This is a genomic window from Bilophila sp. T19-St14 (assembly GCF_059728385.1).
On record NZ_BAAGFT010000001.1, the window covers coordinates 1,747,701 to 1,766,335 of the forward strand.

Genomic DNA, 18,635 nt, shown 5'->3' on the forward strand with positions numbered 1-18,635 from the left:
GTCAACAACTTCTCGCTTCCACCCCCTGAGGGTCGCCTCAGGGGGCTTTTCGCGTTATGGAAGATGGGAATCTGACATAGCGTTTTTCCATAAGTCTGTGCCGTAGGAAACGGTTGATGCTTTATTTCCTTGAAATTCCAAAGAAATAACCAATAAAATCCCCCAAGCACAGAGTCCACCAGCGGAAAAACTGGAGAAAAAGCACATACTTTCAGCATATTGCCAAGACAAAGCGACCATGCACTATGACAGAGCCAAACACAAACAGCCACATACTCTGGCAGAGCCTTCCATAAAAATCTTTCTCCTGCCGATTTTTCCAAAAATGCCCGGCAGTTCCCGTCCCGGCCTCATTTTCTGCGATAGCCTTTTCCTTCCCTCCCGCGTATCGTGGAGAACCTGTTAAGCCCCAAAACAATGCTGGTATCATCATGATGAACAAGCCTCTCAATCTCACTCCCCCCGTCGTCAATCCCAATGCGGAAAAAGTCCTTTCCAAGCGCTATTACCGCAAGGACGAGAACGGCCGATGCGTCGAGGACGCGACCGGGCTCTTCTGGCGCGTAGCGTCCTCCATAGCCGCCGAGGAAGCCAAATACGAACAGTCCCCGTGGAAGCCCGACGCGCTGGCCCGCGCGTTCTACGATATGATGACCGATTGGCGCTTCCTGCCCAATTCGCCCACGCTGATGAACGCGGGCTCCGAGCTCGGCCAGCTTTCGGCCTGCTTTGTGCTCCCCGTCGGCGACTCCATCGAAGAAATTTTCGACGCCGTAAAATTCGCCGCCATGATCCACAAATCCGGCGGCGGCACGGGCTTCTCCTTTTCCCGCCTGCGGCCCAAGAACTCCCGCGTGGGCACGACTGGCGGCGTGGCCTCCGGCCCGGTGTCCTTCCTGCGCATCTTCAATACCGCCACCGAGCAGATCAAGCAGGGCGGCACCCGGCGCGGCGCGAACATGGGCATCCTGCGCATCGATCACCCGGACATCCTCGAATTCATCCGGGCCAAGGAGCAGGATGGCGAATTCAACAACTTCAACCTCTCCGTAGGCATTACCGAAGCCTTCATGCAGGCCGTGGAGCAGGATCGGGACTACCCCCTCGTCAACCCCGCCAGCGGCAAGGAGCAGGGGCGCCTCAACGCCCGCGAAGTGTTCAACCTGCTTGTAGACAAGGCGTGGCAAAGCGGCGATCCCGGCATCATCTTCCTTGACCGGATCAACCGCGACAACCCCACTCCGGCGCAGGGCGAGATCGAAAGCACCAACCCCTGCGGCGAACAGCCCCTGCTGCCCTATGAAGCCTGCAACCTCGGCTCGCTGAACCTTTCCAGCTTCTTCGTGCCGGGGCATCTCGACGAAACCAACCCCGCCGACCGGGGCATCGACTGGGCGGGGCTCGAACGGACCATCGCGCTGGCCGTCCGCTTCCTCGACAACGTGGTGGACGCCTCGCAATTCCCCCTCGAACGCATTGCCGAACAGGTGCGCCGCAACCGCAAGATCGGCCTTGGGGTCATGGGCTGGGCTGATCTCCTGTACCAGCTCCGCATCCCCTACGATTCCGCGGACGCCATCACGCTGGCCGAGCGGATCATGGACTTCATCGAAACGCGCGGCCGGGCGGCTTCCATCCAGCTCGCGGCGGAACGCGGGCCCTTCCCGGCCTACGAAACGTCCGTCTACCCCACCAAGGGCATCCCGCCCCTGCGCAATGCGACCATCACGACCATCGCGCCCACGGGCACGCTGTCGATCCTCGCGGGCTGCTCGTCCGGCGTGGAACCGCTGTTCGCCCTGAGCTTCGCCCGCAACGTCATGGACGGCGAACGCCTTGTGGAAGTGAACCCGCATTTCGAGGAAGCCTTGCGCGAAATCGACTGCTACAGCCAGCCGCTTCTGGAAGGCGTGGCGGAACTCGGATCCATCCAGAGCCTCGACCAGCTTCCCGAAGACCTGCGCCGGGTATTCGTGACCGCGATGGACATCGCGCCCGAGTGGCATCTCCGTATGCAGGCGGCTTTCCAGCGCCACACGGACAACGCCGTGTCCAAGACCGTAAACCTGCCCAACTCGGCTACGCGCGACGACATTTTCGCCATTTACTGGATGGCCTATGAAGAAGGCTGCAAGGGCGTGACGGTCTACCGCGACGGCAGCAAATCCACGCAGGTGCTGACCACGAGCGCCCCCGCAACAGCAAAGCCGACAGAAGAGCCGCAAGTGCGCGTGCGCAAGCGCCCCGACTTCGTAACCGGGTTCACGCAAAAGGTGCAGACCGGGCTCGGCGGCATGTATCTCACGGTGAACGAGGTGGACGGCAAGCCTTTCGAGATTTTCGCGACCATCGGCAAATCCGGGCATTCCGTGACCGCCAAGGCCGAGGCCATCGGGCGGCTCGTTTCTCTGGCCTTCCGATCCGGCATCGACGTTGCCGACGTGGTGGGCCAGCTCAAAGGGATCGGCGGCGAGCATCCCATATTGCAGAAGAAGGGGCTTCTGCTCTCGATTCCCGACGCCATCGCATGGGTACTCGAAAACCGTTATCTCAAGGGCAGGAACCCCGTGCCCACGCACACCGTTTCGGCCTTCGACCGCCAGCTTTGCCCCGACTGCGGCGGCGAGCTCATTTTTCAGGAAGGCTGCCATCGCTGCCCCAACTGCGCCTACACCAAGTGCGGCGGCTGATGTAGGGAAGGAAAAAGATTGGAGGGGGCGGGGAAACTTTCTGGAGAAAGTTTCCCCGCCCCCTCCAAACCTCCCCCACCCCTTCAAAGACTTTTGACTTTATCGAATCCCTCTTGTCGTTTTTTCCCGGAGGCAAAGGGAGCGGCCTTTCAGAAAACCAAAGGTTGTGTCATAGGAAGCGGTTGATGCTTTATTTCTTGAAATGCCAAAGGAATAACCAATAAAATGCCCCAGTCATGGAACCCGCCAGCGGAAAATTTGGAGAAAACGCCTCTATTTTCAGCATCCTGTTGAAATAAAACAATTATATACTATGACAGTGCCAAAAACAGTGCCAAATCAAAAAACAAAAACCGACTGAATAGTTCCCAGTCGGCTTTCTTATCTCTTATTGGAGTGGGCGGAAAAATTTCTGGAGAAAGTTTCCCCGCCCCCTCCAAACCTCCCCCACCCCTTCAAAGACTTTTAACTTTATCGAATCCCTCTCGTCATTTTTCCCCGGAGGCAAGGGGAGCGGCCTTTCAGAAAACCAAAGGCTGTCTCATAGGAAGCGGTTGATGCTTTATTTCTTGAAATGCCAAAGGAATAACCAACAAAATGCCCCAGTCATGGAACCCGCCAGCGGAAAATTTGAAAAAAGCTCTCTGTTTTCAGCATCTTGTTAAAAAACAACCACATACTATGACAGAGCCAAATAAAAAACAAAGAAAGCCGACTGAATAGTTCCCAGTCGGCTTTCTTATCTCTCAACGGACGTTCTTTCAAAAAGGCCATCATCCCTGGCAACCTAAGCACGGAACGAATTCCCGCCGCGTGGCCTCCCCGCCTGTCAAAAGCCTTGGGAGGGAGCTGAGAGAGGGGAAGGCGACGGATGGCGACATTGGGGCCGTGCCCGTCGGCGAGCCTTCGAGGGGTACGGGCATCGGCGGCAGGGTTGGGAAGCCCTTTTCCGAAGGGTTCCCTCCCCCCTGCCTTCACATCCCTCGCCTCTTTCCTACTTCTTGCCCACGCAGAAATACGCGAAGCCGCGCTTGCCGAGTGCCGAGGGAGAATAAAGGTTACGCCCGTCAAAAAGGACGGGGGCGACGAGGGATTCCTTTATGCGATCAAAATCGGGATTGCGGAACTGGTTCCACTCGGTGGCTACGAGCAGGGCGTCGGAACCTTCGCAGACGGCGTATTGATCGTCCTCGATGAAAACCAGAGGGTTATCCGCCAACAGCTTACGGGCGTTGGAGCCGGCAATGGGATCATAGGCCCGGATGCGCATGCCGCGCGAGGTCAGTTCCTCAATGATGGAAAGCGCAGGGGATTCGCGCATGTCGTCGGTGTTGGCCTTGAAAGCAAGCCCCCACAGGGCGAGCACCTTGCCGAACACGCCGCCCTGCGGCTCGAAATACTCCGCCACCCGGAACGCCATGGAGCGCTTCTGACGGGCGTTCACGCCTTCGACCGCTTCCAGAAGTTCAGGGCGCATACCCGCTTCATGGGCGGTGTGGATGAGCGCCTTCACGTCCTTGGGGAAGCACGAGCCGCCGTAGCCGATGCCGGGATAGATGAACTGGTAGCCGATGCGGTGATCCGAACCGATGCCCGTGCGCACATCGCGCACATCCGCGCCGACCTTCTCGCACAGCGTGGCAATCTCGTTGATGAAGGAAATCTTGGTCGCCAACATGCAGTTGGCCGCGTATTTGGTCATCTCGGCGCTGCGGACGCCCATGACGATGAGCTTTTCACGGCTCCGGGCAAAGGGGGAGTAAAGCTCCCGCATCGCGGCGGCGGTCTCTTCAGAAGACGTGCCGACGATAACCCGGTCAGGCTTCATGAAGTCCGAAACCGCGTCGCCTTCCTTGAGGAATTCGGGGTTCGACACCACATCGAAGGCAATGTCCTCGCCACGGGCGGCAAGGGCGGCGGCGACGAGCTCGCGGACGCGGTCGGCGGTTCCGACGGGCACCGTGGACTTGTCCACGACAATAAGCGGCCCCTGCATCTGCTCGCCGATCTGCCGGGCCACGCCTTCCACATAGGAAAGATCGCAGGAGCCGTCGGGACGCGAAGGCGTGCCTACGGTGATGAAGGCGAACTCGGCGCCGTCCAAGCCCTCTGCAAGGCTGGTCGTAAACCGCAGGCGGCCTTCCTGCCGGTTGCGGCCGACAAGGTCTTCGAGGCCGGGCTCAAAAATATGGATACGCCCGCTGTCGAGCAGGGCCACGACTTCCGGGTTGACGTCCACGCAACGGACATCATTGCCCATTTCGGCGAAACACGCCGCGCTTACAAGACCGACGTAGCCGGTGCCGACAATGCATATGCGCATAGATGCTCCTTATCAAAACAGTACGGACGGGACGCCGGGCGCGGTGGGGGTACGGCAGGATACGGAAGCGGGGCCCGTCATTTTTCCAACGTGTAACCATCCGGCGGCACAGCGTCAACTTGACTTCGTCCCGCGCTGACGGCAACCTGCCGCCTGAGAGGACGCATATGGCAATCATCGGCATTGGACTGGACTTGATCGAACTTTCCCGCGTGGAACGTTCACTGCACCGTTTCGGGGAACATTTCCTCAACCGCATCATGGCGGACGACGAACGGAGCGCCGTCCCCGGCGATCCCGCCTCCCCGTCCGCGCGTACCGTTTCCTATGTGGCCGCGCGGTTCGCCGCTAAGGAGGCCGCGGTCAAGGCGCTGGGCACGGGCTTCGCCGAAGGCATAGGCCCCCGTGACGTGGCCGTGCGTTCGCTGCCCTCCGGCAAGCCTGAGCTTGTCCTGTCCGGGAAGGCCAGGGAAAAGGCCGATGCCCTCGGCGCAAAAAAGCTGCACCTCACGCTCACCCATACCCGTGACAATGCCGCCGCCGTGGTTATTCTGGAAGGATAGCTTCCCCACCCCATTACAGAGAACAAAGGATCTTTCATGGAACTTCGCGGAACTACCATCCTCGCCGTGCGCCACAAGGGCCACGTCGCCCTCATCGGCGACGGGCAGGTGACCATGGGCCAGAGCATCGTCATGAAACACACCGCCAAGAAAGTCCGGCGGATGTATAAAGATCAAATCGTCGCCGGGTTCGCCGGGGCCACGGCGGACGCCTTTACCCTGTTTGAACGCTTTGACGCCCACCTTGAACAAACCGGCGGCAACCTGATCCGCGCCGCCGTGGAACTCGCCAAAGACTGGCGGAGCGACAAGTTCCTCCGCAAGCTGGAGGCGATGCTCCTTGTGGCCGACAAGGATCACACGCTCGTGCTCACCGGAACCGGCGACGTGATCGAGCCTGACGACGGCATCGCTTCCATCGGCAGCGGCGGCCCCTACGCCCTCTCCGCCGCCCGTGCCCTCGTCCGCCACAGCGATCTTGATGCCGAACACATCGCGCTGGAAAGCATGAAGATAGCCTCCGAGCTCTGCGTGTTCACCAACGACCAGTACACGCTGGAAGTCCTGTAGCCGCTGCGAAGGGGCCGGCGGCGATGGCTGGCCCCTTTTGGCTGCGCTTCCCGCCGCCCTGTCTGCCCCCTCCCGGCCTATCGTCCCCGCCCGCCCTTCCCGGCCCCATCTGGCTGCGCACTCCCTGCGCGGCACCACCCGTTTTCTGCCTTTTGGTTTTTCCTTGTAACGCTCACTAGATATGGATTCCCCTTGCTTCACCGGTGCAATCATGGCATAAAGGCCCTTGTGCTGCGGATCGACACAAGGAGCGATCCGATTGCGTTTTTATTCACAAGTCAGATGATGCAAAAACGCACCAACTGAAAAAACCGGTGGCGCATGCGCATCGACTTGGTCGCACTTTTGCAACAACGGTGCATTTATGCACCATGCAATGCTGTGGCCTTAAGGCGATAACGCGGACAAAAAGTTTGTATTCCAGCCTGTTGCATAGGTTCCAACAAAAAACAATCCTTACCTGTATCTAAACAGGAATGTTTTTTGTTAGCCCCCATTTCCTTGCTGTCGTTGGGGAATCTCCTTGTCTGTGCAAAACTGGAACGGCATTTGCTCTAATGCTCACAAATCTTTTTGTGCACCAAGCCAGGAGAGTCAACTGATGAAAATAATCGACTTCCGCTTCCGCCCGAACACGCCGGAAATCATCAACGGCATCAAGAACAGCTCGATGTTCAAAGCCACCTGCGAAGCCATCGGCTTCGACAAGCGCGTCCCCCAGTCGCTGCCCGAAATCGTGGCCGACCTGGATCGCCGCGGCGTTGAGCTGTGCGTCGTTTCCGGCCGCGACTGCGAAACCACCTACGGTTTCCCCGCGAACAACAACAGCATCCTTGAATTCTGCCGCGCCTACCCCAACAAATTTCTCGGCTTCTGGGGCATCGACCCCCACAAGGGAATGGACGCCGTTCGCGAAGTCGAACACGTGATCAAGGATCTCGGCATGCGCGGCATCGCCACCGACCCGTACCTCGCCCACTGCCCGCCGAGCGACGCCCGCTACTACCCCATCTACGCCAAGTGCGTGGAGCTCGGCGTGCCGGTCTTCGTGACCACCGCCCCGCCCGCCCAGGTTCCCCGCGCCATCATGGACTACATTGATCCCCGTCAGATCGACGTCGTCGCCCGCGACTTCCCCGAACTGATCCTGATCATGAGCCACGGCGGCTATCCCTTCGTCAACGAAGCCATTTTCGCCTGCATGCGCAACGCCAACGTCTACATGGACCTGTCCGAATACGAACTGGCCCCCATGGCCGACGTATATGTCGACGCCCTGAACAAGATGATCGGCGACAAGGTCATCTTCGCTTCCGCGCACCCGTTCATCGAACAGGCCGACGCCATCGAGATCTACAAGAAGCTCAACATCAGCGAAGAAGTCCGCGAAAAGGTCATGTACAAGACCGCCGCGAAGATCCTCGGCCTCGACAAGGGCGTTTCCCTCAACACCACGAAGCCCATGGCCCCCAACGGCTTCAACAACGCCAAGTTCCCGCTGCCGTTCCAGCCCTTCGCCCCGATGGGACGCTAGGCTTTTGCGGTGAATTGAGATTCCGGGCAGTGCCGTGGTGCGGAAACGCGCCGCGGCCTGCCGAACTGTTTTGGGTAACGAGAGGATAGCATGGATAAACAGGCGTTCATAGCGGCGGTGAAAGCGGCCGGTATCGTTGGTGAAGGTGGAGCTGGTTTTCCGGCGCACGTCAAGTACGCCGCCGACGCCGACACGGTTATCGCCAACGGCTGCGAATGCGAGCCCCTTCTGCACACCGACCAGCATCACATGCTTCACCACGCCAACGACATCGTCCGGGCGTTCAGCGAGCTGATGCAGGCCACCGGTGCCAAGCGCGGCGTCATCGCATTGAAGAAAAAATATAAGGAAGCCACCAAGATCCTGACCGATGCCATCGGCAATCGGCCCATCGAGCTGGCGCTGCTCCCCAACTTCTATCCCGCCGGGGACGAACAGACCCTCGTCCGCGAAGTGACGGGCCGTTCCGTTCCCCCGCTGGGCCTGCCCCTCATGGTGGGCGCGGTGGTCGCCAACGTCGGCACGCTCGTGTCCGTGGCCCACGCCCTTGACGGCAAGCCCGTCACGCACAAATTTTTGACCGTCACCGGCGAAGTGAAGAAGCCCGGCATCGTCTGCGTGCCGATCGGCACTCCGCTTTCCGCCTGCCTTGAGGCCGCGGGCGGCCCCACCGTGAGCGATCCCGTGTTCGTTCTCGGCGGCCCCATGATGGGCCGCATGGTGGACAGCGCCGACGCCTTCGCCAAGGAAGTGGTCACCAAGACCTCCGGCGGTCTCATCATCCTGCCCCGCGGGCACTACCTGCACCGGAACGCGACCACGCCCCTCAATTTCATGCGTCGCCGCGCGGCTTCGGCCTGTATCCAGTGCCGCAGCTGTTCCGAGCTGTGCCCCCGCCATCTCCTCGGCCATCCCTTTGAAACGCATCGCGTCATGCGCGCCTTCGGCAGCAACGCCGAGCTGACCTCCGAAGCCGGCAGGCTCGCGCTCCTCTGCTGCGACTGCGGCGTGTGCGAGCATGTGGCCTGTCCTATGGGCCTGTCCCCCCGCCGCATCAATCAGGCCATCAAGAATGAGCTGCGCGCGGCCGGGATGAAGTATGAAGGCAGCCGCGACGTGAACGAAGCCTATACCCAGTGGCGTGAATTCCGCCGGGTGCCCGTGCCCCGCCTGGTCAACAAAATCGGCATCAGCCGCTACATGGAGCTGCCCACCAACGATCTGGGCTCGCTCTCCCCGGCTGAAGTGCGTATCCCGCTGCGGCAGCACATCGGCGCTCCGGCTCAGGCCGTGGTGAAGGCCGGCGATCGCGTCAAGTGCGGCGACGTCATTGGTGAAATCCCCGAACAGGGTCTCGGCGCCCGCATTCACGCCAGCATGGACGGCGTGGTCAAGAGCGTCGACGGCGCCGTCGTCATCGGCAAGTAGCCTGCAACACGATACGGAAAGGGGCGGCCGGCCCGCCCCCTGACAAAAAAGGAGAGGCCCTGTGTCTGAATCATACACAGCCGTAGGAATGGTGGAATTCAACAGCATTGCCGCTGGTATCGACGCGGCTGACCAGATGGTGAAAACCGCTCAGGTCGATCCGCTGTTCTTCAAGACGATTTGCCCCGGCAAGTTCGTGGCCGCCGTGACCGGCGACGTGGCTGCCGTATCCGCTTCCGTGAACGCCGGACGCGAAACCCATGCCGATGCGCTGGTGGACTGGTTCATCATCCCCAACATCCACCGGGATGTGATCGGCGCCCTCGCCGGCGCCACGGGCATCACGGAACGCGGCGCGCTCGGCATCATCGAAACCTTCTCCGCCGCCTCCATCGTGGTGGCGTCCGATGCCGCCGTCAAGGCTGCCGACGTGCAGCTCCTTGACGTCCGCGTGGCCCTCGGACTCGGCGGCAAGGGCTATGCCCTCATGACCGGCGACGTGGCCGCAGTCAACGCCGCCGTCGAAGCCGGCTCCACGGCCGCCGCCGAAAGCGGCCTCCTCGTGAGCAAGGTCGTCATCCCGAGCCCGGCTGAAACCGTCTTCGAGCAGATTGCCTAAGGCAGTCAGGAGTAATCTATGAGTTTGGAATATAAACCTTCCCTCGGCTTCGTCGAAACCGCCGGCCTCGTCATCGCCATTCAGGTGGCCGACGCCATGGCCAAGGCCGCCGAAGTGGAAATCATCGCTGCGCACAAGGTCGACGGGCTGCGCGTTTGCGTCATCTGCAAGGGTGACGTGGCCGCTTGCCAGGCCGCCGTGGAAACCGGCGCCCTGCTCGCCCAGAGCCTCAACGGCCTGAACGGCTACAACATCATCCCCAGCCCCGCTGAGGAACCCGACTCCCTCATGGACATGCTTGAGGACATCAAGCGGAAAAAGGCCGCCCGCAAGGCCGCAAAGCTGGCCCGCATGGCCGCGGCCAAAGGCGAAGCAGCCGCTCCCGCCGCCGAAGAGGCCCCCAAGGGCAAGGCCAAGAAGTAGTCGTTTCGCGTAACGGAGGCGTGCCGGCAGGCTCCGGGAAACGGTGCCGCCCTGCACAGGATACGCCGCACGCCACCTAAAGGAATTGGGGCATGACCAAACAGATCATCACCGCCGAAACGGTCCGGCTCGCATGGAAAGCCGGCGAGTCGGTCATCGTCTACGCCAAGGGCGACATCGTCACCCAGCAGGCTCAGGACGATGCCCGGCATTACGGCATAACCCTGACGACGGAAGCGCCCGCCGCCCCATCTTCCGCTTCGGCGGGGCACGAGGCGGAGGCCGTCCCGCCGATCTCCCCGGTTCCGGCAGAAGTGCCCGCCAACCGGGAGCCTGTACACGTCCCCACGCCGGCATTGGCCGCCGATCAGCTTGCGGCCGCCGCCCGGCAGTTGCAGGAAGTGCTGGTTCCGCTGACGCAGGCCCTGACCGCGTCCGCCGCTCCGGCGGCGCAGCCGGTGCCTCCGGTCGTGTTCACGCCCGGCAGCAACCCCATGGCCGCCGAGGCCGTGGCGGCTCCCAGTACGGCGGAACAGGGCTCCGATGACCTCCTCGTCGCCATCCGGCGCGGGGTTCTGTCGGCCCTTCCCGCGGGAACCGCCGACGAAGCGTTGATCGATCGGTTGATCGCCTCCGTCCTTGCCGAGATGGGCGCTTGTGCGGCTCCAGAGGTGCGCCCCGGCGTCAGGCAGGCTGGAGGCGTCACCCACGTCGACAGCAAAGCCCAGTATTGGGGAGGCTCCCCGGCGAAGGACAGTGTGGCCGTCATGGACGTGCTTTCCCCCGCCAAAGGGGATGCCGCCTCCGTGGGTTATCTGGATTGGGAAAACCTCTCGTTTTCCTGGACGTTCCGGCGTACGGAAGTGCTCGTCGTGCTGGAAGGCGACTTGAACCTGAGCATTGAGGGCACGACCTTCAGCGCGGTCCACGGCGACGTGTTCAGCATCCCTGCGGGCACGGAAGTGGAGCTCTCCTCTTCCGGGCACGTGCGGTGCGCCACGGTCGCGGTAGCCGCCTAGCCGCGTTCCTAGACCATAACGAAGGAAACAATCATGATCTTTCTTACCGAAGAAGATGTCAGACAGCGTTGCGAGCTGGGCCAGGGGGGCGAATTTCGCCTTCAGGCCGGCGAACGCCTGACTCCGGCGGCCACGGAGCTGTTGCGCAGCCGCAACTGCCGCGTGATCCTGCCCGGTCAGTGCACCGTGGAAGCGGCGCCTGTCGAGGAAGCCAAACCCGCGGCCCCCGCTGCGGAAGAGGCTCCCGCCGCTCCGGCCGCTCCGGCTGCCGAACAGGCCTCGTTCCCCGATGGAACCTACCTTGACGCCGATACGGTCGTCTCCAAGTCCCACCCGCGCATTTTCCTGCGCGGCAAGCTGGATACCCTCATTTCCAGCACGGTGCTGGTGCAGACCGGATTCGACGGCAACAACAAGCTCCCCGCCGTCCTCAGGAACGGCCTTTCCGACATCAACGTGTGGCTGTGGCAGATCCTTCAGGCCGAAGTCTCCGGCGAAGCCGTGCCCGCGCAGTCCCTGTGCGGCATGAACGCCGAAGCCATCCGCCTCGTCTCCCACGATCCCATGAAGTACCTCGGTCAGGGCCACATTGTCCCTGACGTGGCCCTCGGCCCGAACGTCGCGCTGCTCAACTGGCTGCGCGCCCAGGCCCGTGAAGTTGAAGTGGCCTATGTGCAGGTCGGCATGGAACGCGAAGACATCCTCGCGTCCCTGAACCGCCTGAGCAGCGCCATCTATGTCCTCATGCTCCTGACCGTCGTTGCCGAATCCGGCCGCGACATCAGCAAGGTTGGTCTGTAATGAGCGTGTTCGAACGTTGCCTCGAAAAATGCCGCGCCCGGAAAGGTGTCGTGGTCTACTCCGACGGTGAAGACCGGCGCGTGGTTTCCGCCGCCGCCAAACTGATCCGCGAAGGCCTCGTCGAACCCATCCTCATCGGCGACCCCGAAAAGGTACGCACCGCGCTGCAGGAAAGCGGCGAAACCGGCGTTTCCCTTCAGGTCGTCAACCCGTACAACCAGGCCCTGCTTCAGCACAACGCCGCGGAGTACATGGCGATCCAAAAGGCCAAGGGCAAGGACATTTCGGAAGAGGAAGCCGTCAAAGCCGTCAAGAACCCCCTCGCCGCCGGCGCCCTCATGGTCCGCCGCGGTGAAGCCGAAATCGGCGTTGCCGGGAACTTGTCCTCCACGGCCGACGTCATCCGCGCCGGCCTGCGCATGATCGGCACCGCAGCCGGAAGCAAGACCGTGTCGAGCTTCTTCTTCATGCTGAAGGACAACAAAGTCTGCATGTTCACCGACTGCGCGGTCATTCCTGAACCCACCTCCGCGCAGCTTGCGGACATTGCGATCAGCACCGCCGGAGTGTACAAGCGCGTCATGGGCGACGACGCCCGTGTGGCCCTGCTTTCCTTCTCCACGAAGGGCAGCGCCAAGCATGAACGCGTCGACAAGGTGCGCGCGGCTCTTGAGGAAATCAAGACCCGTGAACCCCATCTGCTCGTGGACGGCGAACTCCAGCTGGACGCCGCCGTCGAGCCCGAAGTCGCCAGGCTCAAGGCGCCGGGAAGCCCGGTCGCCGGGAGCGCGAACGTGTTCGTGTTCCCCTCCCTTGAAGCCGGCAACATCGGTTATAAAATCGCGCAGCGCTTCGGCGGCTGGACGGCCCTCGGCCCCCTGCTCCAGGGCTTTGCGCACGGTTGGCATGACCTTTCGCGGGGATGCAGCAGCGACGACATCTACAAAATCAGTGTCGTCGGCTTGGGCATGAACCGCGGAGGACAGCAATAAAACGGAACGGCACACAACACGGTAACGCGTTACCCGATCGTTCCGTTCCGGGTAACCAAGCTAACAACAATCCTAAAAGGAGTTCACAATGGACGCTCTTGGCATGATCGAAACCCGTGGTCTGGTTGGTCTCATCGAAGCCGCTGATGCTATGGTCAAGGCTGCTCGCGTGCAGCTCGTTTCTTACGAACAGATCGGCGGCGGCTATGTGACCGCCCTCGTCCGCGGCGACGTGGCCGCCTGCAAAGCCGCTACCGACGCCGGCGCCGCCGCTGTGCAGCGCGTGGGTGGCGAGCTCGTGGCCGTCCATGTCATTCCTCGCCCCCATCAGGACCTGGAAGCCGTGTTCCCCCTGAGCCGCAAGTAAGCTCGTCCGCGCACTTAAGCTGGGTTAAGCCCTGCTCGTCGGTCTTGCCGGGGCCTCATGCCCCGGCACGGCCGTCAGCTTCCTTACGGAATGCTCCCGGAAGGCCGTCTTCCGGGAACGGAGACATACATGGAACTTGCAAAAGTCATTGGTCAGGTCGTTTCCACGGTCCGGTGCCCCGGTTTGCCGTACAACTCGCTGCTCCTCGTTGATCTGCTCAATGAGAAGGGTGAATCCATCGGCCGCTCCCAAGTCGCCGCCGATCCCATCGGCGCGGGCGAGGGCGAATGGGTTATCGTGTCCCGCGGCAGTTCCGCACGTTTTGCCATCGACAAAGATGCGCCTCTGGATCTGGTCATTGTCGGCATCGTCGACCATGTAAATGCAGGTAAGGCAGCTATTTATCGCAAAAATCAGGGGGAATAGCCCCTGTGGGCGGCTCACCGCCCCTACGGAAAGCCGCGGTTTTCCGCTCTGCCTCGTTTTCTGACGAGGGTGACAAACAGAAAAAACAGGCCCCCCGCCCGGCAGTTCTCAAAGGCCCGCGGGGTCCGGCTTCCAGCATAGGAGTATAGATATGGACGTGCGCCAACAAGATGTGGAACGCATTGTCGTTGAAGTTCTGAAAAAGATGATGTCCGATCAGCCCACTGCGGCTGCTACGACCGTTGTCGCCGCCGGCGGTTGCGGCTGCGACTGCGGCGACTTCGGCCTCTTCGACCGCCTCGAAGACGCCGTGCAGGCCGCCGAAGTCGCTCAGAAGAAGATCAGCACCGTCGCCATGCGTGACAAAATCATCGCCGCCATCCGCAAGGCCGGCCTTGAAAACGCCAAGTCGTTCGCTGAAATCGCCCACAACGAAACCGGCATGGGCCGCGTGAGCGACAAGATTGCCAAGAATATCCTCGTTTGCGAGCGTACTCCCGGCACCGAATGCCTCTCCCCCATGGCCATTTCCGGCGACATGGGCCTGACCCTCATCGAAAACGCTCCTTGGGGCGTGATCGCTTCCGTGACGCCCTCCACCAACCCGACCGCCACGGTGATCAACAACGCCATCAGCATGATCGCTGGCGGCAACGCCATAGTCTTCGCTCCCCACCCCAACGCCAAGCGCGCTTCCCAGACGGCCATTCAGGTTCTGAACAAGGCCATCATCGAAGCTACCGGCATCGCCAACCTGCTTGTCGCTGTGAAGGAGCCCACCATCGAAGTGGCTCAGGAGCTCTTCTCGCATCCCCGCATCAAGCTGCTCGTGGTGACCGGCGGTGAAGCTGTTGTGGCCCAGGCCCGCAAGGTCGCCACCATGCGCCTCATCGCCGCCGGCGCCGGCAACCCGCCGGTCGTCGTCGACGAAACCGCCAACATCGCCCGCGCTGCCCGCAGCATCTATGACGGCGCTTCCTTCGACAACAACATCATCTGCGCCGACGAAAAAGAAATCATCGCCGTGGATTCCATCGCCGATCAGCTGAAGGCCGAAATGAAGGCCATCGGCGCCGTGGAAATCAGCCTCGAACAGGCTGACGCCGTGGCCCGCGTGGTTCTGCGCAACTATCCCCAGGTTGAAGGCGGCAAGGCTCCGAACCCGAACCCGAAATGGGTCGGCCGTGACGCCGCCGTCATCGCCAAGGCCGCCGGCATTGACGTGCCCGACAGCTGCCGTCTGCTCATCGTGGACGTGAAGCGCGACATCAACCATGTGTTCGCCCGCGTGGAACAGCTGATGCCCGTTGTGCCGGTGCTGCGCGCCGCCAACGTGGATGAGGCCATTGAATGGGCCCTCATCCTCGAACGCGGCCTGTCCCACACCGCCGGCATGCACTCCCGCAACATCGACAACATGGACAAGATGGCCCGTGCCATGAATACCAGCCTGTTCGTCAAGAACGGCCCGCACCTCGCCGCCCTCGGCGCTGGTGGCGAAGGCTGGACGACCATGACCATCTCCACCCCCACCGGTGAAGGTGTGACCTGCGCCCGCTCGTTCGTGCGTCTGCGCCGCTGCTGCGTTGTGGACAACTTCCGCATCGTCTGATTGTAGCGTATGCCTTTTGTGGGGGGAGGGGCTGGGCCTCTCCCCCCTTTCTTATTATGGGGATGTACGGCAGCGGGAGCCTTTGAGGAGAAAGCCTTTCTTCCTTTTTCCATGCCCACTTGTCTAGTTTTAAAGGGTTTTGCGCTTATAAGGCTCCTGTTTATGCCCTTCCTCGGCACAGATTGCCTTTGGGAAATGATGCGGCCCAGCTCGGATCGGTTGTCTTTTCCGATAGTTCCAGCTTGTGGGAAGGCTTTTTAAAACTCTTTTTTTCACAAAACAAACTTTTCCCGTGTCGCATTTTTGCATCATCTTTTCTATCCCAACCTCCCCCTCCTCTTTCAAAGGGAGTTTTTTATCATATAATATCAATTAGATAAAAACTGTTGTCAGGAATTGTTTCTGTTCACTGCCCGAAAACGGGCAAAGGTTGCAGGAAAACCCCTCTCTGTCGCAAAAATGCAACATAAGATGTCTGCTATTTGCGGTTTATTCCTAATAAGTGATGCAAAATTGCGACTACTCCCATTCACACAAAAAGGCTCCAAAATCCTCTCTTCCGCAATCATGTAAAATAACAGGAAAACATTTTTTCTAACCTTTCTGGCACGGCCCTTGCTTTATTCTAAGCAAGACAAGTGAAGAAGGGAACGAGAACTTCCGAGCGGTTCGCCGGAAAGCTCCACACATCATAACACAACCTTAATTCCTACACGGAGAAGTGACATGACTCAGGTAGCTGAAATCAAATCGCCTCATGAGCAACGTCTCGAAGACAAGATCGCCGGTAAAGAAGATATCTATCGCGAATCCCACAAGCGCGTGTTCAAGCTGCTGGAACGTTTCGACGGCCAGAAGCCCGCTATCGACGTGGAACGCGCCCTGTACTTCACCCAGTCCATGTCTGAAACCGTGGGCCAGCCTCTGGTTCTCCGCTGGGCCAAGGCTCTGATGAACGTTGCCAAGAACATCACCGTCATGGTGCAGGACGATCAGCTCCTCCTCGGCCGTTGCGGCGGTCATGACGGCCGTTACGGTATCCTGTATCCCGAACTCGACGGCGACTTCCTCGACATCGCCGTGCGCGACCTCCCCACTCGTCCGCAGTCTCCGGCTTCCATCAGCCCCGAAGACGCCAAGATCGTGGTTGAGCAGATCGCTCCCTTCTGGAAGGGCCGCACCTATCATGAAGCCCTGAACAAGGCTCTTCCCCCCGAAGTTCACAAGCTGACCTACGACGATCCCGACGGCCTCATCTCCCGCTTCATCGTCAACGAAACCTCTTCGTTCCGTTCCTCCATCCAGTGGGTGCATGACTACGAAGTGGTGCTGAAGCGCGGCTTCAATGGCCTGAAGCAGGAAATGGAAGAAAAGCTGGCCGCTCTTGATCCCGCTTCCCCCGTGGATCAGGTGGACAAGCGCCCCTTCATCGAAGCCACCATCCTCGTGTGCGACGCCATCATCCTGTGGGCGAAGCGCCATGCCGAAGCTGCCCGCAAGGCCGCCGAAGCTTGCGCTGATCCGGTTCGTAAGGCCGAACTCATCCGCATGGCTGAAAACGCCGAACACGTGCCCGCCAACCCGGCCCGCGACTTCTACGAAGCCGTTCAGTCCCAGTACTTCACCCAGATGTTCTCTCGTCTGGAACAGAAGACCGGCACCACCATTTCCAACGGCCGTATGGACCAGTACTTCTATCCCTTCTACAAGAAGGACATGGAAGCCGGCACCCTGACCGATGAAAAGACTCTGGAATACTTGGAATGCATGTGGGTCGGCATGGCCGAGTTCATCGACATGTACATCTCCCCCGCCGGCGGCGCCTTCAACGAAGGCTACGCTCACTGGGAAGCCGTCACCATTGGCGGCCAGACCCCGGACGGCCGCGACGCGACCAACGATCTGACCTATCTGTTCCTGAAGTCCAAGCGCGAATTCCCGCTGCACTACCCCGACCTCGCCGCCCGTATCCACAGCCGCGCCCCTGAACGCTACCTGTGGGACGTCGCCGAAACCATCAAGTTCGGCTCCGGCTTCCCCAAGCTGTGCAACGACGAAGAATGCATCCCGCTGTACGTCTCCAAGGGCGCTACCTTTGAGGAAGCCCTTGACTACGCCGTGTCCGGCTGCATCGAAATCCGTATGCCCAACCGCGACACCTACACCTCCGGCGGCGCCTACACCAACTTCGCTTCCGCCGTTGAAATGACCCTGTATGACGGCAAGATGAAGAAGTACGGCGACGTGCAGCTCGGCATCCCGACCGGCGACGCCCGTAAGTTCAAGACTTGGGATGAATTCTGGAACGCCTACGTGCAGCAGCATATGCTCCTGCTCCGCACGACGTTCATCCAGCAGTACATTGTTATCCAGACCCGCGCCAAGCACTTCGCCCAGCCCATGGGTTCCGTGCTGCACGCCCTCTGCCGCAAGCACTGCATCGACCTGCATCAGCCCCAGATCCCCGAAGGCCTGAACTTCGGCTACTTTGAATTCATGGGCCTCGGCACCGTCATCGACTCCTTGGCCGCCATCAAGAAGCTCGTATTTGAAGACAAGAAGCTCACCATGGATCAGCTCATCGACGCCCTCGAAGCCAACTTTGAAGGCTACGAAGACATCCAGCAGCTTCTCCGCACGGCTCCCTGCTACGGCAACGACGACGAATACGCCGACGAAATCGGCCGTGAACTCGACCGCATGGCTGTTGCCTTCGCCGCCAAGTATGGCAAGGAAATGGGCATCAACAACGACGCCCGTTACGTGCCCTTCACCTCTCACGTGCCCTTCGGCAAGGTTGTTTCCGCTACCCCGAACGGCCGCGTGGCGTGGTTCCCGCTGTCTGACGGTTCTTCCCCGTCCCACGGCGCCGACCACAATGGCCCCACCGCCATCCTGCTCTCCAACCACAACACGAAGAACTACGGCATGCGCGCCCGTGCTGCCCGTCTGATCAACGTGAAGTTCACCCCCAAGTGCGTTGAAGGCGATGCCGGTACCGAAAAGCTGGTGCAGTTCATCCGTACGTGGTGCGACCTGAAGCTGTGGCACATCCAGTTCAACGTCATCAACGCCGATACGCTGAAGAAGGCTCAGAAGGATCCTCAGAAGTATCGCAACCTCATCGTCCGCATCGCCGGGTACAGCGCCTACTTCGTCGACCTGACCCCCGACCTGCAGAACGACCTCATCGCCCGTACCGGCCACGACCAGATGTAAGTTTGGGCCGCTTGCGGTACGCAGGATGAATGATTAAATAAATGGCGGG

Annotated in this window: 15 protein-coding genes; 14 read left to right on the forward strand and 1 reads right to left on the reverse strand. The window is 60.6% G+C overall.

What is annotated here, in order from left to right:
• The first annotated feature begins 431 nt into the window (after positions 1-431).
• Positions 432-2,690 (forward strand): vitamin B12-dependent ribonucleotide reductase, encoded by a 2,259-nt coding sequence (locus AC6I1V_RS07540; protein ID WP_486854960.1) that lies wholly within the window; start codon positions 432-434, stop codon positions 2,688-2,690.
• A 994-nt stretch (positions 2,691-3,684) separates the two neighbouring features.
• Here the strand turns inward: AC6I1V_RS07540 and AC6I1V_RS07545 are convergent.
• Entirely contained in the window at positions 3,685-5,013 is a 1,329-nt protein-coding gene (locus tag AC6I1V_RS07545) for a UDP-glucose dehydrogenase family protein (protein WP_486854056.1), read from the reverse strand.
• 167 nt (positions 5,014-5,180) lie between these two features.
• Here AC6I1V_RS07545 and acpS point away from each other — a divergent pair, with 167 nt between their 5' ends.
• The 13 genes from acpS to hpsG all read left to right on the forward strand — a co-directional run bounded on the left by acpS (position 5,181) and on the right by hpsG (position 18,586).
• Positions 5,181-5,576 (forward strand): holo-ACP synthase, encoded by a 396-nt coding sequence (gene acpS, locus AC6I1V_RS07550; protein ID WP_302552112.1) that lies wholly within the window; start codon positions 5,181-5,183, stop codon positions 5,574-5,576.
• A gap of 36 nt (positions 5,577-5,612) precedes the next feature.
• Positions 5,613-6,146: an ATP-dependent protease subunit HslV gene (gene hslV, locus AC6I1V_RS07555; RefSeq protein ID WP_302552093.1), complete on the forward strand. Its 534-nt coding sequence runs from the start codon at positions 5,613-5,615 to the stop codon at positions 6,144-6,146.
• Positions 6,147-6,747: 601 nt separating this feature from the next.
• Positions 6,748-7,680, forward strand: a complete 933-nt coding sequence (locus tag AC6I1V_RS07560; RefSeq protein WP_302552092.1) for an amidohydrolase family protein — start codon at positions 6,748-6,750, stop codon at positions 7,678-7,680.
• A gap of 90 nt (positions 7,681-7,770) precedes the next feature.
• Positions 7,771-9,108 carry a 4Fe-4S dicluster domain-containing protein gene (locus AC6I1V_RS07565; RefSeq protein WP_302552091.1) on the forward strand — a complete coding sequence of 446 codons (1,338 nt, stop codon included), beginning with the start codon at positions 7,771-7,773 and terminating at the stop codon, positions 9,106-9,108.
• Between the two features lie 61 nt (positions 9,109-9,169).
• Positions 9,170-9,727, forward strand: coding sequence for a BMC domain-containing protein (locus AC6I1V_RS07570; protein ID WP_009733378.1), 558 nt, complete (start codon positions 9,170-9,172; stop codon positions 9,725-9,727).
• 18 nt (positions 9,728-9,745) lie between these two features.
• On the forward strand, positions 9,746-10,150 hold the full coding sequence (locus AC6I1V_RS07575; RefSeq protein ID WP_302552090.1) for a BMC domain-containing protein: 405 nt from the start codon (positions 9,746-9,748) through the stop codon (positions 10,148-10,150).
• Positions 10,151-10,242: 92 nt separating this feature from the next.
• Positions 10,243-11,169: a EutQ-related cupin domain-containing protein gene (locus AC6I1V_RS07580; protein ID WP_486854057.1), complete on the forward strand. Its 927-nt coding sequence runs from the start codon at positions 10,243-10,245 to the stop codon at positions 11,167-11,169.
• Between the two features lie 33 nt (positions 11,170-11,202).
• Positions 11,203-11,970, forward strand: coding sequence for a cobalamin adenosyltransferase family protein (locus tag AC6I1V_RS07585; protein WP_302552088.1), 768 nt, complete (start codon positions 11,203-11,205; stop codon positions 11,968-11,970).
• Positions 11,970-12,962, forward strand: coding sequence for a phosphate acetyltransferase (pta, locus tag AC6I1V_RS07590; RefSeq protein ID WP_486854058.1), 993 nt, complete (start codon positions 11,970-11,972; stop codon positions 12,960-12,962). Before AC6I1V_RS07585 ends, pta begins: the two co-directional genes overlap by 1 nt.
• A gap of 88 nt (positions 12,963-13,050) precedes the next feature.
• Positions 13,051-13,329: an ethanolamine utilization microcompartment protein EutM gene (gene eutM, locus AC6I1V_RS07595; protein WP_005024910.1), complete on the forward strand. Its 279-nt coding sequence runs from the start codon at positions 13,051-13,053 to the stop codon at positions 13,327-13,329.
• Between the two features lie 129 nt (positions 13,330-13,458).
• Positions 13,459-13,755 (forward strand): EutN/CcmL family microcompartment protein, encoded by a 297-nt coding sequence (locus tag AC6I1V_RS07600; protein ID WP_005024909.1) that lies wholly within the window; start codon positions 13,459-13,461, stop codon positions 13,753-13,755.
• Positions 13,756-13,906: 151 nt separating this feature from the next.
• Complete coding sequence (gene adhE, locus AC6I1V_RS07605) at positions 13,907-15,367, forward strand: acetaldehyde dehydrogenase AdhE (protein WP_337431904.1); 1,461 nt, start codon at positions 13,907-13,909, stop codon at positions 15,365-15,367.
• 726 nt (positions 15,368-16,093) lie between these two features.
• Positions 16,094-18,586: a (2S)-3-sulfopropanediol dehydratase gene (hpsG, locus tag AC6I1V_RS07610; RefSeq protein ID WP_302552085.1), complete on the forward strand. Its 2,493-nt coding sequence runs from the start codon at positions 16,094-16,096 to the stop codon at positions 18,584-18,586.
• Positions 18,587-18,635 lie beyond the last annotated feature (49 nt).

Excerpts from the sequence above, each read along its gene's own strand:
- pta (WP_486854058.1), top strand. The coding sequence starts at position 11,970 with ATGAGCGTGTTCGAACGTTGCCTCGAAAAATGCCGCGCCCGGAAAGGT.
- hslV (WP_302552093.1), top strand. The coding sequence starts at position 5,613 with ATGGAACTTCGCGGAACTACCATCCTCGCCGTGCGCCACAAGGGCCAC.
- acpS (WP_302552112.1), top strand. The coding sequence starts at position 5,181 with ATGGCAATCATCGGCATTGGACTGGACTTGATCGAACTTTCCCGCGTG.
- AC6I1V_RS07580 (WP_486854057.1), top strand. The coding sequence starts at position 10,243 with ATGACCAAACAGATCATCACCGCCGAAACGGTCCGGCTCGCATGGAAA.
- AC6I1V_RS07540 (WP_486854960.1), top strand. The coding sequence starts at position 432 with ATGATGAACAAGCCTCTCAATCTCACTCCCCCCGTCGTCAATCCCAAT.
- AC6I1V_RS07585 (WP_302552088.1), top strand. The coding sequence starts at position 11,203 with ATGATCTTTCTTACCGAAGAAGATGTCAGACAGCGTTGCGAGCTGGGC.
- AC6I1V_RS07575 (WP_302552090.1), top strand. The coding sequence starts at position 9,746 with ATGAGTTTGGAATATAAACCTTCCCTCGGCTTCGTCGAAACCGCCGGC.
- eutM (WP_005024910.1), top strand. The coding sequence starts at position 13,051 with ATGGACGCTCTTGGCATGATCGAAACCCGTGGTCTGGTTGGTCTCATC.
- AC6I1V_RS07565 (WP_302552091.1), top strand. The coding sequence starts at position 7,771 with ATGGATAAACAGGCGTTCATAGCGGCGGTGAAAGCGGCCGGTATCGTT.
- hpsG (WP_302552085.1), top strand. The coding sequence starts at position 16,094 with ATGACTCAGGTAGCTGAAATCAAATCGCCTCATGAGCAACGTCTCGAA.
- AC6I1V_RS07600 (WP_005024909.1), top strand. The coding sequence starts at position 13,459 with ATGGAACTTGCAAAAGTCATTGGTCAGGTCGTTTCCACGGTCCGGTGC.
- AC6I1V_RS07545 (WP_486854056.1), bottom strand. The coding sequence starts at position 5,013 with ATGCGCATATGCATTGTCGGCACCGGCTACGTCGGTCTTGTAAGCGCG.
- adhE (WP_337431904.1), top strand. The coding sequence starts at position 13,907 with ATGGACGTGCGCCAACAAGATGTGGAACGCATTGTCGTTGAAGTTCTG.
- AC6I1V_RS07560 (WP_302552092.1), top strand. The coding sequence starts at position 6,748 with ATGAAAATAATCGACTTCCGCTTCCGCCCGAACACGCCGGAAATCATC.